This is a genomic window from Candidatus Hydrogenedentota bacterium (genome assembly GCA_013359265.1).
Taxonomy (GTDB): Bacteria; Hydrogenedentota; Hydrogenedentia; order Hydrogenedentales; family SLHB01; genus JABWCD01.
In genome coordinates this window covers 44,865-58,468 of the sequence record JABWCD010000035.1, presented here as the reverse complement: position 1 = coordinate 58,468, position 13,604 = coordinate 44,865, and the positions used below count along the sequence as shown (strand labels likewise).

Sequence of the window (13,604 nt, the reverse complement as noted above, 5' to 3'; positions counted from 1 at the left end):
CCATGGCGCGCGCCGGAGACACGCATGCCGCTGACCAACAAACGCGACGGACTCTCGACTTCGCAACAAATTCTCTTCGGCCTCGGAACCTTGGGGATCGAGGCGCCGCAGACCATTATCGTCCAATTGCAGTTGTACTTCACGAAGTACCTCGGCTATCCCGCGTCGATACTCAGCAACGTGCGCGGATTTTCGATCATCCTCGATGCGCTCACCGATCCGCTCATGGGCTATATTTCGGACCGGACCGTCAGCCGGTTCGGCAGGCGCATGCCGTACATCGCGATTGGGTCACTGTTTTTCGCGGTCGGCGTTATCGGAATGTGGTACGCCCCCAAGGGCCTGACCCCCGTGCAATTCTACGCGTACCTCGTCGCGATGCAGGTGATCTACACGGTCGGCTTCACGATGACTACGATTCCCTACGCCGCGCTCATTCCCGAGTTGGCGACGGATTACGAGGCGCGGACGCGAATCGTCTCGTGGCGGCAGGCCGGCACGTATGTGGGCACGAGTTGGGGCGGACTCATTCGCGCCTACGCCACGTGGCGCGGCGACGACATTCGCGGTTTTCAGGAATTCGCTGTGTTCGCCAGCGTGCTCATGATGGCGTGCCTCTGGGTATTCGTTCTCTTTCTCAAGGAACCCGCGCTCTCGCCGGAACAAATCGCGCGCATGCGCGCGCGCCGCGCGGCGGCAGGTTCGTTTCTGGCGACGCACGTCGCGGGGCTTGCCCGTTCCCTCTCGTTCACTTTGCGCGACCGGCAATTCGTCGTGCTGTTCCTCGCCAATTTCGTCGCGCAGGCCGGCATCCTGGCGGGACTATGGATGTACACCTTCCTGCTCGACGATTGGTTCGGCAAGACGTGGAACTCGCCGTTTGCTCAGGCTGTGCTCGTGGGACCGTTCAGCATTTTTCGCGACGCGTTCTTTCTCTATATCTTCTTTGCCATCGGCTGTGGCGTATTGTTCCTGCCCGTTTGGAACCGGATTGGCCGGTATTACGAAAAACGCACCTGCCTTATCGTCGGAATCCTCGGCGTCGGATGCGTGTACGGCGCGAGCTACTTCCTGTTCGCGCCGAAATCGTTTCCGTTGCTCGTATTCTATTGTCTGCTGCAAGCCTTCTTTTACTGCGCTGTCTATGTCTTTCCCGCGTCCATGCTCGCCGACATCGCGAGCTACAGCGAATGGAAAACCGGTGAATCGAACGACGGCGTCTTCTACGGCGCCAACTCGTTTCTCGTGAAGATGTACAACGCCGCTGCAATCTTCTGGACGGGATTTGCGCTCGATCATGTGATTCGATATCAGCCCGGCGAAGGGATCGTCCAGTCCGCGGAGACCTTGCACCGGATGCGCGTGCTTTACGCATTCCCCGCGTTCGCGCTCGCATTTCTTGCCGCGCTCATTCTGACGCGTTACACGCTCGACCGCAGAACCATGGATCGGGTTGCGCGCGAACTCGAAGCGCGAAGAGCCGGGCGGTCTGTGGCGCCCGAGTAGAATTCGCCCAGTGGCGGCGCGTTACATCACGCCGTACCAGCCGTATTGCGTTTTCGGTACAAGCACGAAATTGCCAACCGCCTCCGGATACCACGTGTTCGGGTTCCGCTTGACATGATCGTCCGTCGCCGTTACGCCGACGAAATACATGCGGTTCATTTCGGGAACGCTCCAATCCAATTCTGTCCGCGCAAGGTCCTTCGAAAACACGGGACGTGTCCGTGCGCGGTCCTCGTATACTCGCAGCCGGTAGCGGATGCGTCCGCCGTTTCGCTTTGCGCTCGGCGCCCAGCGCAGGCGGACGCGTTGTTTGCGCAGGCGCAGCGGCGGCAACACGATCGGCATCATCGGCGGGTAGTCTTCCTCGCCACCCATGTACCACGAGTAATACGCAAGCGATCCCCAGTCGCCAAACGAGTACCCGAGCAGGCGATATCCATCCGCGGTCAGGAGTTCTTCCGGCGTGTACGCGAAATGCGCCATGGGAAACGCGTCGGCGTAATACGGGTCGCTCTGTAAGACGGCGACATTAACAACTTCGCCGTCCCGCTCGGGCTGCGCGGCGCCGAACATCAGCGCGTCCGCAAGCCGCCATTTCCCGTCGTACTTCGCCTCGCACGTCACGTGATGAAACACGTCGCGCCGGCGGCATTCGATGCCCGCTGCCTGCAACAGCGCGACCGTGATCGTGACCCCCTGCCCACAACGTCCGTCATGAAGTTCGAGCAACTCGACCGGGTCTTCGATCAATTCGCCTGTGTTCGGTTCGACCGGCTGCTGAATCGGATTGTAGTAAATCGCCTCGCTCACGAATCCGCAAATGCGGGCCACGCGCTCCCTGTCCGTGGCCGCTCCTTTCAGCAGCCGATCGACGATGTCGCACAAGTACTTCTTTTTGTCTGTGTCGCGAAGCCGCTTGCGTACGCACGCAATCCGTTCCTGATCGTAGTAGGAGACGGTCCCCTCCATGTTCGTAGTGGGCGGCGTCCACGGCATCATGTCGAAGTACACGCTCCGATCCAGTCCCAGTGACCGCGCGCTGAGCCGGACGTGGTCGTGTTTGTTCCAGCGAAAGTTGTAACGGACCGGCATGTGCGATATCTCCAACGACGCTTCGAACGAACGTTGCTAGCGAAGTCTCGTAAACACGCGACGTGCGTTGACGCCGAGAATCAGTTCCTTATGGCGATCGGAAATGCTGCTCAACGTGACTCGGCCCACCTCGAACCCGAGATCGAACATGGGGAAGTCCGATCCATAGAAAATCTTTTCCGCGCCGACGAGGTCTATTAACGCTTCCAGCGCGCCGCGGTGCGCAGCCGAACCCGATACGTCGACGTACAGATTGGGCGTGTGCCGAACGCGTTCGTACAGTGTTCGTCCCACCGGATTGCGCCCGTCCCATGAACACGCGTGCGCCATGATGAAGATTGCGTCCGGATATCGCCGCGCCACGTCGTCCCAGCGATCATGCCCGCCGCCGTGAACCAGGACGGGCAGGCCGTGCGCGCTCGCGAACGCCAGGCTCTCGGCATACCCCGGTTCGTGCAACTGCGCACCGTGAAGTTGGCAGTGAAGTTTAAGCCCCACGAATCCTGAATCGCCGGCGAACAGGCGCGTAAGATCGTCGAGAGACTCCTCCGGATAATTAGGATTCACGACCGCGTATCCAAACAAGCGGCCTCGGCCCGCCGTGATTGCCTCCGCAGTCTCCACGTTCCCGATCCGCGTCTCGCCATGAATCGCCGTGAAGCTGCTGAAAATCATCCTGTCCACGCCGCATCGATCCATGCTCGCGATACATGCCTCGGGACCCTTGACTGGAGTGGTTGTGCGCTCCCACGAGCCGATGTGCGCGTGGACGTCAATCACGTCGAATCGCCGGCGCTCGTTGGCGTTAGTTTGCGAAGCGGGCGGTGATTGCATTCCAAAAAGGCGCGCCGCATTATCGCCAGCAACCGCTCGAAACTCGTGCTCGCCAATTTGCGCAGCGCGCATCTGCCCGACGACACATTCGGCGGCGCGTCTCGGCAGGCCGGTGCCAAACAGCAGTTGCTTCGCCAGCCCCGCGGACACCAACTGTTCCAGGGCATCCGGCGGGTTGAATGCGTGCAGTTCGGCATTAAGATTGGGCAACTCGGCCAAGAGACAGGGAAGCGCCCGAACGTCGCCAACGGTTGCACCGATGATAACTATGTTCAGGCCCGGATGCTCACGCGCGATCTCGCGTATGCTGTCCCACGGGATGATCGACTCAGACCAATGACGCGGCCCAAACTCGATCATCAACGGAAGCGACGCTTCCTCGAGGGCCGAACACAGTGGCCCGATGCACCATTCGCGCAAATCATACAGGTGATAACGCGGAAAAATGCGGACCGCGCGAACACCCGCATCTCGCGCTTGCCTCACCCAGTCCGAAGGGCTCGGAAGATCGCCCGCGTAGGACGGCGCCATGACCCAGCACGGGTACAAATTCTGGTGGCCCGCCACAAGCCGGTTCAGCAACGCATTCCCCGCGACGATATCCGCCTCGGCCGCCACCGCGTGATGGACCAACGCCGCCCCAATCCCCAGCCGTTTCAGTTCCCCCTGTAACTGGCCGACATCGTCAAAACACGCGCCGCCACCAGCAAACCGCCCCAGCACCACGTTTACATCGACCAACCCCATGCAGGTCTCCAGATCAAGGGTGTCAGCCTAGCATGGCATCAAAAATCGACTCAAAATCCGCTCGCATGCCAACCCGGTGAGGGCGCGTATCGCTACAACTCGTCACGCCATCGGCGCTTGGCACATACTCGAAATCGCCGTAGAGCACCGGCGCCTGGACGGCTACGCTGGAAGTTCGATGATGGAGACCATTGATTCTCGGAGTGGCAAGAGAATCACGCCGGAGAGCAAGACTAATCTGCGGGCAGTCCGCATTCTCACCGGCCGGGCGCTCGCGAATGAAAGTGAAATGGTCGGGGTGAGTGGATTCGAACCACCGACCTCTTCGTCCCGAACGAAGCGCGCTAAACCGGGCTGCGCTACACCCCGAACCGACCGTTTGAACACATAGTCTACGTTTCTACCGCGAGGACTGTCAAACTTACGACCTGAAACCGGTTGACAGCCGGATGGATTGCGGGGACAATTGGGGTGGTTCGAACCATGAACAAGGAGTTATGGCGCAATGGCGCGAGGCGACCACATTCGGGTCTTTCGGCGGGGCTACTGGCACCACGGTATCGACTGTGGAGACGGCACCGTCATTCACTACACCGGTGAGCTGTTCAACCGCGCGAACGCCGCCGTGCGCCGAACATCAATGGAGCAGTTCGCCAAGGGTGGACGGGTTCGCGTCGTAAAGTCGAAGTCGACCTATGACGTGGACGCGATTATCGAGCGTGCGCACAGCCGTCTCGATGAGATGCGGTACAGCACGGTGCTGAACAATTGCGAGGGTCCGCCGCGCCATTACGGCCGCCACCACCTTGGCCGTGGCAGCCGTGACTGTGGCGGGAACCATTGCCGCCGTGCGCGCGATGGCTCGCGGACGCGCGTAGCCCGCTTGGATTCGCCTCGTGGTGGTGCTACATTTTGATTGACCGGGTCGATTCCAATCCACTTCAGACTTGTCACCCGCCGACACTGCAACACAGCCGCACCAGTCCATGTCTGGCATCCCCGGCTTTGACTGTCACGCAGGGTAGGAGCATAGTCCCCGCGACGGGAGAGGGTTCATGTGGCGTCACTTCAAGGGGTGGTGTAGTTACCGTTGGGCTGATCTTGTTACCGGCGTTCACAATCGGTCTAAGACAAAGCGTTGGCGCTTTATAGTACAGGCCGAGATTCTCACGCCATATACAGGACATCCCCGGAAATAGCTGCATTCAATCGTTAAGTGTTTTACGGACGTAAGGTTAGGCGGATAGAGAAGTGTAGTGTGTGAGACTTGGGGGATCTTTTTGGTAATTGATGTGGGCGCGTTGGGTGGCCAGAATCAAGGTTGAGATGGCCGTAACTCTAGCCAGAGCAAGGAGACCCACGTATAAAGGCTACCGAAGTAGCGGGTGAGTTGCGGCCGCGCAATGGTCGATTTTCGGGGGAACTTTCCCGCAGCCTTTGTTTACCGACTCAACGCTTCGTGTCTGAGATGGTCTACGGGATACAGGCATCCCAATCCGTGATGCTCACGGAGATCGGCGGGACTCTCGAGGAACGAATCCCGCTGCGCAAAACGGTATACCGATTGGGCGTGCGTCTCTGACGTCAACAGTTTTACGCCTTCTCGTCGCCCGCGCCCGCCCGGAAACCTCGCGCACCCATCCGTCAACTTCGAAAAAACCCCCACGGCGTTTTGGAGCGGCCACCATGCGCCCGTGTCGAACGCCCGCGCGAAGTGTCGACCGTGGTGGAGACTGCACCCCCTTGGTGGCGCTTTTCCTCGCCCACATACTTCTCCCGGGCACCGCATCCCGCTCCGATATCGGCGACTTTTCCGATTGCGCGATTTCGAGGACCGCGTGTACGATAGCGATGCAAGGGTCACTGACGTATACATGGTCGCACGTTGGCTGTCTTCGATTGACACTATTGCGCATGGGGGCTGCGCCGTGGAGGTGTGGGCAATGCCGTCGGTCTTGCTGCGGTTCCGATTTTTGACCATTGTCTGTTTGCTCTTTTTGTTGCACGCCCCGGGCGCTACGGCGCAGTCCGACTCGCCGGACGGTATGTGGGTAGACCTGTCCGGCGTCGACCTAGATACGACTGCGGCCAAGTCGGCCGATCCCGGCACATTCGTTCGCCCCACCGTGTTTCGCCCGCTGTGGCTGGATGAAGCGCTTTTGGACGACGTGCTTCAGTTCGCGCCAATGGAAGATCCAGGCGATCGCGACCGTCTCGCAACGGGCGGCGCGACGATCTGGCTGCCCATGCCCGACGGCACGCACATCGAGTTCGGGTTTGTCGAATCCCCCATAATGGAACCGGAACTCGCGGCCAAATTCCCCGAAATCAAGACCTACACCGCGCATTCAAGGGACGGATCGAACTTGTACGCCCGGTTCGATAAGACGCCGAAAGGGTTTCATGCCATTGTGCTGGGCGGCCGACAAGCGTACATCGATCCAAACACGCGGGAGGGCGTCTACGTATCGTACTTTAGCGACGAATATCCGCGCCATAAAGACGCCGTTGGGTGCAATGTGGAAAGCGAGCTGCGTGTCGATGAATCAAAGGCGGGTCTTGCATTTCATGGCGATACGACGCGCACGTACCGGCTTGCCGTCGCGTGCAGCGGCGAATACGCGCTCTACCATGACGCAACGAGCGCGGAAACCATCGGTAACGCGCTGGCAGCGATCACAACAACAATGAATCGCGTGACCGGTATCTATGAGATCGAACTGGCGATACGATTTATGCTGGTGGCGAACAACACGTCAATTCTATATTGGAACGCCGCGACTGATCCGTTCAATCCTACAGGTACCATCAACCAGATGTTGGCGCAATCCCAGACAACGATTAACAACATCATCGGTGCCGCCAACTACGATATTGGGCACACGTTTGCCGTGGCCGATCTCGGGGGTATTGGGGAACTACAATGTGTCTGCAAGGACAATTCGAAGGCCAGGGGTGTCACCACAAGCTTGGCGCCAATTGGCGATCCGTTCGACGTGGATTTCGTCGCGCACGAAATCGGGCACCAGTTTGGGTGCGAACACACGTTTAACAGCACGAAGGGGAGCTGCAAAGGCAATCGGGCCAAAGAGCGCGCGTTCGAACGGGGCTCGGGCGTCAGCATCATGTCTTATGCGGGGCTGTGCGGCGTGGATGATATTACCTCGCATTCAGCCCCTATATTCCATTCCGAAAGCCTGCGCCAGATTCAGGAATTTCTTGCGACGATCAGTTGCGCGGTCAGCGTGTCTACGGGAAACACGGGACCGATCGTGGACGCGGGCGCCGATTATACGGTTCCGAAGCAAACACCGTTCATTCTAACGGCAACGGGTGACGACGCGGAGGCGGATGCAATCACGTACGCGTGGGAAGAGCGTGACCTCGGCCCCGCGCAAAAGATCGACGATCCTGACAACGGCCGGAGTCCGCTATTTCGTACGTACACGACCAAACTCGATTCGTGGCGCATCTTCCCGAGGCTCGAGTTTATATTGGACGGGAAGCAATACGCCAACCGGTTTGAATTCCTTCCAACGAAAGGGCGCACGATGACCTTTTGGGTCATCGGAAGGGACGGGCGGGGCGGGTTCGGAAGCGATGAAGCGCGCATCACCGTCGACGGTAATTCCGGCCCGTTCAAAGTGAAGTACCCTAACACGCCGGTTGTAATAAAGGGCGGCTCGAAAAAGAAAGTAAAGTGGGACGTTGCCAAAACTAACATGGCGCCGGTGAGCACGCCGAACGTGAAGATTCTACTTTCCACCGATGGAGGGTTGAGCTTCCCGACTGTATTGAAAGCGAGCACGCCAAATGACGGCGAAGAGAAAGTGAAATTCCCCAAGACAGGAACATTGACGGGACGCGTAAAAATTGAAGGCGTGAACAGTATCTTCTTCGATATCTCGGACACGAACTTTGCGATCGATGGCGGATTCAGCTTCGTGGGCGCGTGGCACATGGAAGCCCAATTCGGTACACACTTCGTACTTCACCTGACGTTGCGCGACGACGGAACGTCAAGGCTTTGCGCCGATCCGGACGGAATCGACTCCTGCTCGGAAGGAATCTGGTCAGTCGAAGAAGACGGTACAAGCGGCGCGGTCAGCTTGTTCCCGACGCACGATTACAACTACGAGATTATCGATAACAATACCGTGAATCTTCACAATAAGAATTCGGGCACGTTGGAATACGTCATGACTCGCCTCTAACTCGGCGCAACCGAGCTCATTTCGCTTCCTTCACTTTGAATGCGCCGTCGCCTGTGTCCCTAATCGCGCCGTCGCTCTTTGACGTGACCCTCACCTTGTACCCGCCGCCGGGCGAGAGCGAGTTGGGAAGTTTCCATTTCTGCTTGCCATCGTTCGGTGTCGAGGCTTTAATCACATCTATGACGCCGCCATTCCGCAAAAGTTCCAATTTCACGTTCGCTCCCACGTTCCCCGAAGAGTTCCACTCGATGGCGTGTTTCGTGCCAATTCTCCATTTCTCGCCGCCGTTGGGAACGGTGAGCGTCAACGACCCTGCGGCCCCGCCGCTTATGGCGCGCCACACGTCCTGATCGGAATGCTCCGTGTCTTCGGTTCCCCACAACACGACCCAATGCCCCGCGCCGTCGGTCGCGATATCGGGATCTCTATCGTCCCCGAGATCGTCGGTGGCGTTCGAGTTGAGGTTCTCAACCGCGGTCCAGTTGTCGCCGTCGTCCGATGTCTCCGATTTCGCGATATCGTAGTCCGAGTGGCCGCCCTTCTGAAAAAGATGACGGCTCCAGACGACTAGCCACTCGCCGTTTCCGCCGGACGCGACAACAGGCCGCTGACTGTCTCCCAAGGGAGGTTCATCCGAAACGCGTTTTCGCGGGCTCCAAGACATACCGTCGTCCATAGAAACACTGGTCCACACCTTGTCGACGCCGAATGCAACGTCGGGCGCTTCCCAGGTGACCATCCACGAGCCGTTTCCGTCTGCCGCGACCCTCGGATACTCGTCGGAAAACGTTTCGGTATCGAACTCGGGATGAAGCACGGACTGTGCGGTCCAGGTGGCGCCGTTGGTAGTAGACCGGGAAAAATAAATATCGTCGTCGCCGTGGAATGGATCCGTCGGTTTGTAGGTCGACCGCCACACACAAACCCAAACGCCGTTGTCGTCGGTCGCGACCTGCGGCCACGCGTCCCCCGCAAGGTCGTCGGTTGCGTACGCCGAGTTGACGCGCGCTGGCGCCGACCAATCGGTTCCGTTCGGTGACGTGGAAACAGCAATGTCGTCATCGCCGACAAGGGGATCGGGGTCGGACAACAACGTGTAGGTCGTGCTCCAAACGAGCACCCAGTTGCCCGCAGTGTCCGCTGCGATCGACGGCGAGTAGACATAGGGACCGATCGGGTCGCTTGGATTTGCATCTACCGGCGGTGACCATGTCGCACCGTTGTCCGTCGATTTACAGGTTTGCACGGCGCGATGATACGGCTCCTCGACCGACTGGCTGGTATACGCGCAAACCCATGTACCGTTGCCGTCAGTGGCTATCGCAGGGAAAGCGTCATCGATTCCCGCATTCTTTGCAACGTGCGACGGCGTTGACCATGTAGCGCCGTTATCGGACGAACGAGAAACGGCAATGTCCAGGTCGACTGGATTTGGTCCGCTGGCCAATTCCGACGTTTCCCAGACGGCGACCCAATGTCCCGCGCCATCGGTCGCAACGCGGGGAACGCGGTCGAACTTATTCAGTCCGTCCGAATCGGCCGTGGAATCCACAGGCCCGGCTGTCTGGAAGTTTACGGCAATCGCGAAGGGCGATAGCATCAACAGTATCGGAATGGCTCGAACGAAAACTGAATCGCGCATGGAACGGCTCCTCATTTTGCGGCCTATACCGTGAATCCACCGCCGCTCATGTCTCCGATTGAATTGTCGCTCTTGGAGATTACGCGGACCTCATATTGGTCGTCATCTCTCGCGATGTCGAGGCGATACTTGAAGTTGTTGGGATCGGCGTTTGTTCGCACAAGCGCCGTACCCCTCGTGAAGCCGATTGCGAAGACATGCGCGGCCGAATTAAGTTCGGCAATGAGCGCCAAGGCGTGACGGGTTCGCGGCACGACGTGGTTCCCTTTCGCAGCGCGACGCGTTGTAGCCACACCCAACGCTCAGTGCGGCTAATGTAACACGGGTATTTGCAGCGGGAACAAGCATAGCACAGTTAAGTGTTTAGGGCATCGGTTGACATGGTTGGCGCTTCATAGCACAACCCCCTGGCAACCGGAACGAACCCAGGAGTCGGCAAGACGTGGCGCGCGGCGATCATGTTCGAGTGTTTCGGACGGGCTATTGGCACCACGGGATTGACTGTGGGGACGGAACGGTCATCCATTACACCGGCGAGTTATTTAACCGGGCCAACGCGGCGGTGCGCAGGACAACCCTTGAGCAATTCGCGAAAGGCGGCCGGGTGCGCGTCGTGAAGTCGGACCCCACGTTTGACGCGGAGGCCATTATTTCCCGGGCCGAGAGTCGTCTCGAAGAAACGCGGTACAGCACGGTGCTGAACAATTGTGAGCATTTTGCCTCGTGGTGCCGGACCGGCCAGCGCGAGAGCAAACAGGTCCGCCGCGCCATTACGGGTCCGCCGCGCCATTACGGCCGCCACCACCTTGGCCGTGGCAGCCGTGACTGTGGCGGGAACCATTGCCGCCGTGCGCGCGATGGCTCGCGGACGCGCATAGCCCGCTTGGATTCGCCGGGCGACCCCCTAATATCGCCCACGCATACCCCGGTCCTCGGACGCGTCCAATAAACAGTAGTCACGTATGTGACTACGATGAAAATCCATCGAGACCCCTTGAATCGATCACCGCACCAACAGGGTGTCTTCCTCGTTCATCGTAGAATCCGCGTGTCGCTGTCAACCAAACACGGGTCGTTTCGCATGGTTGCAGTGGACTGCGAGTCGTCCTCGGATGCCCACCGCTTAAGGCGGACGCAGATGCAACGCGTTGGGCAAAGGTATAGACACACATAGAAACCGCGTCGAGCTTCGCGCCCGGCATGGACGGCAGCGCGCTTCGCGCCTTTTCACTTTCGTCCCGCGGACGCGTTACGATAAGTCTGTTGGTGCAACATCGGGCCTTACGAGGGGAAGGAGCGCGTCACGATCATGAGCAGTATGGTTACGTATGCCCGCAGGGGAGCGGTGGGATTCATCACGGTCAACAACCCGCCGGTAAATGCATTGAGCATTGGCGTCCGGAAGGGGATTGTCGAGTGTCTGGCGGAGGGCGCCGCGGACGGCGAGGCGAAAGCGCTTGTGTTGATCTGCGAAGGGCGCACGTTCATTGCCGGCGCGGACATCACGGAGTTCAACAAGCCGCTGGAAGACCCGGACCTGAACGCGGTCATCGCCGCGCTCGAGGACTGTCCCAAGCCCGTCGTCGCGGCGATTCACGGTACGGCGTTGGGCGGAGGGTTGGAAACTGCGTTGGGCTGCCACTATCGGTGCGCCGCGCCGACTGCGCAGGTGGGTCTGCCGGAGGTGAAACTCGGGATCATCCCCGGCGCGGGCGGCACGCAACGGTTGCCCCGTATCGCGGGCGTGAAAGCCGCGCTCGAAATGATTACGAGCGGCGATCCTGTTCCCGCCGCGAAGGCGCATACGCTTGGCATCGTCGACGAAATCATCGACGAGAAGCTGGAAGGCGCGGCCGCATTTGCGCAAAAGGTGATCGCGGAAGGGCGTCCGATGCGCCGCATTCGCGATCTGACCGACAAACTTGCCGAAGCAAAGGCCAACCCCGGCATGTTCGACGAATTTCGGAAGGCCGTCGCGAAAACAAAACGCGGGTTTGAGGCGCCGCAACATGGGATCAATGCGGTGGAAGCGGCGGTGAATTTGCCTTTCGACAAGGGCCTCGAACGCGAACGCGAGATTTTCGGCGAGGCGCTGTTTTCGACGCAGTCCTTCGCGCAACGACACATCTTCTTCGCCGAGCGCCAGGTATCGAAGATTCCCGATATACCGAAAGACCAGGCCGCGTTGCCGATTCGCACCGCGGCCGTCATCGGCGCGGGGACGATGGGCGGCGGTATCGCGATGAATTTCGCGAATGCGGGCATTCCGGTCGTGCTCATCGACAGCACGCAGGAACTGGTCGACAAGGGCCTCGGCGTCATCGAGAAGAACTACGCGGGCACCGTCTCGAAGGGCAAGCTCACGCAAGAGAAGATGGACCAGCGCATGGCGCTGATAAAACCCGCGCTGCGTTACGACGCAATCGGGGATGTCGATATTGTTGTCGAGGCGGTATTCGAGGAGATGGACATCAAAAAGGAGGTGTTCACGAAACTCGACGCCGCGTGCAAACCCGAAGCGATTCTCGCAACAAACACCTCGACGCTGGACGTGAACGAGATCGCGGCGGCCACCTCGCGGCCGGATAAAGTGATCGGCCTGCACTTCTTCAGTCCCGCGAACGTGATGAAACTGCTCGAAATCGTGCGCGCGGCGAAGACCTCAAAGGAAACGCTGGCGACCGCGCTGGCGCTGGCGAAGACGATCAAGAAAGTCGGCGTTGTGGTTGGCGTGTGCGACGGGTTCGTCGGTAATCGCATGGTGCATGGGTACATACGCGAGGCGATGTTCCTGCTCGAAGAGGGGGCGCTGCCGCATCAGGTGGACAAGGCCATCTACCACTTTGGGTTTCCGATGGGGCCGCTGCAAATGAGCGATCTCGCCGGCCTCGACGTGGGCTGGCGCATTCGCAAGCGGCAGGCCGCGACGCGCCCGAAAGACGAGCGCTATTGCGAGATCGGCGACAAGATTTGCGAGATGGGCCGCTACGGCCAGAAGACCGGTGCGGGCTTCTATAAGTACGAACCCGGCAACCGAAATCCGATTCCCGATCCGGAAATCGAGGCGCTATGCATCGCCGAGTCGAAAGCGAAGGGCATTGCGCGCCGCGTGATTTCGGACGACGAAATCGTGAAGCGGTGCATTTATCCGCTCGTTAACGAAGGCGCGCGCATCCTCGAGGAAGGCATCGCCCTGCGCGCTAGCGACATCGACATCATCTACATCTACGGCTACGGCTTTCCGGTCTTTCGCGGCGGCCCCATGTTTTATGCGGACAGCGTGGGCGTCGATTCGGTTTATAAGGACATCTGCGCGTTCCACGAGGTGCATGGAAAGTTGTGGGAGCCGGCGCCGCTTATCGAACGAATGGCGAAAGAAGGCAAGACCTTCACGATGGGATGACCCGCATTTCTCACCGCCCCACGACGCCACGGTGGATGTAAAATCCCTCTGTGCGGTGAGAAATGCTCACGAATAGGCCTTTGAGCGCATGGCGAGAGGATTTTTCGCGCGAATAGCCCGTATAGACGGGAAACTATGGAACTTCATGTGACGCAACGGATGACAC

General features: G+C 59.3%; 9 protein-coding genes and 1 tRNA gene. 5 read left to right on the top strand and 5 right to left on the bottom strand.

From position 1 onward, the window contains the following. Window positions 1–24 precede the first annotated feature (24 nt). On the top strand, window positions 25–1,506 hold the full coding sequence (locus HUU46_23395) for an MFS transporter (protein NUM56587.1): 1,482 nt from the start codon (window positions 25–27) through the stop codon (window positions 1,504–1,506). A gap of 21 nt (window positions 1,507–1,527) precedes the next feature. Here the strand turns inward: HUU46_23395 and HUU46_23390 are convergent, their stop codons facing one another. The 3 genes from HUU46_23390 to HUU46_23380 form a co-directional block, all read right to left on the bottom strand. Next, a complete protein-coding gene (locus HUU46_23390; GenBank protein NUM56586.1) occupies window positions 1,528–2,598 on the bottom strand; it encodes a transglutaminase domain-containing protein in 1,071 nt (356 codons plus the stop codon). A 36-nt stretch (window positions 2,599–2,634) separates the two neighbouring features. Further along, entirely contained in the window at window positions 2,635–4,179 is a 1,545-nt protein-coding gene (locus HUU46_23385; GenBank protein ID NUM56585.1) for an amidohydrolase family protein, read from the bottom strand. A gap of 290 nt (window positions 4,180–4,469) precedes the next feature. After that, window positions 4,470–4,548: transfer RNA gene (locus HUU46_23380), tRNA-Pro, on the bottom strand. 136 nt (window positions 4,549–4,684) lie between these two features. On the opposite strand from HUU46_23380, the gene HUU46_23375 reads away from it, so the two are divergent. After that, window positions 4,685–5,095 (top strand): lecithin retinol acyltransferase family protein, encoded by a 411-nt coding sequence (locus HUU46_23375; protein NUM56584.1) that lies wholly within the window; start codon window positions 4,685–4,687, stop codon window positions 5,093–5,095. A 1,027-nt stretch (window positions 5,096–6,122) separates the two neighbouring features. Further along, the gene (locus tag HUU46_23370) at window positions 6,123–8,393 is read left to right on the top strand and encodes a hypothetical protein (protein NUM56583.1); all 2,271 of its coding nucleotides are present in this window, start codon (window positions 6,123–6,125) and stop codon (window positions 8,391–8,393) included. Window positions 8,394–8,409: 16 nt separating this feature from the next. On the opposite strand, the gene HUU46_23365 is transcribed toward HUU46_23370, so the two are convergent. Together HUU46_23365 and HUU46_23360 are read right to left on the bottom strand one after the other, a co-directional pair. Then, on the bottom strand, window positions 8,410–10,035 hold the full coding sequence (locus HUU46_23365) for an exo-alpha-sialidase (protein NUM56582.1): 1,626 nt from the start codon (window positions 10,033–10,035) through the stop codon (window positions 8,410–8,412). A 23-nt stretch (window positions 10,036–10,058) separates the two neighbouring features. Then, window positions 10,059–10,289: a hypothetical protein gene (locus HUU46_23360; protein ID NUM56581.1), complete on the bottom strand. Its 231-nt coding sequence runs from the start codon at window positions 10,287–10,289 to the stop codon at window positions 10,059–10,061. A 188-nt stretch (window positions 10,290–10,477) separates the two neighbouring features. On the opposite strand from HUU46_23360, the gene HUU46_23355 reads away from it, so the two are divergent. Then, entirely contained in the window at window positions 10,478–10,984 is a 507-nt protein-coding gene (locus HUU46_23355) for a lecithin retinol acyltransferase family protein (GenBank protein NUM56580.1), read from the top strand. A 360-nt stretch (window positions 10,985–11,344) separates the two neighbouring features. Then, window positions 11,345–13,438, top strand: coding sequence for an enoyl-CoA hydratase/isomerase family protein (locus HUU46_23350; GenBank protein NUM56579.1), 2,094 nt, complete (start codon window positions 11,345–11,347; stop codon window positions 13,436–13,438). Window positions 13,439–13,604: the final 166 nt, after the last annotated feature.

What these genes read in the sequence shown, in the direction of transcription:
- HUU46_23395 (NUM56587.1), top strand. Translation starts at nt 25, where the DNA reads ATGCCGCTGACCAACAAACGCGACGGACTCTCGACTTCGCAACAAATT.
- HUU46_23365 (NUM56582.1), bottom strand. Translation starts at nt 10,035, where the DNA reads ATGCGCGATTCAGTTTTCGTTCGAGCCATTCCGATACTGTTGATGCTA.
- HUU46_23390 (NUM56586.1), bottom strand. Translation starts at nt 2,598, where the DNA reads ATGCCGGTCCGTTACAACTTTCGCTGGAACAAACACGACCACGTCCGG.
- HUU46_23385 (NUM56585.1), bottom strand. Translation starts at nt 4,179, where the DNA reads ATGGGGTTGGTCGATGTAAACGTGGTGCTGGGGCGGTTTGCTGGTGGC.
- HUU46_23370 (NUM56583.1), top strand. Translation starts at nt 6,123, where the DNA reads ATGCCGTCGGTCTTGCTGCGGTTCCGATTTTTGACCATTGTCTGTTTG.
- HUU46_23375 (NUM56584.1), top strand. Translation starts at nt 4,685, where the DNA reads ATGGCGCGAGGCGACCACATTCGGGTCTTTCGGCGGGGCTACTGGCAC.
- HUU46_23350 (NUM56579.1), top strand. Translation starts at nt 11,345, where the DNA reads ATGAGCAGTATGGTTACGTATGCCCGCAGGGGAGCGGTGGGATTCATC.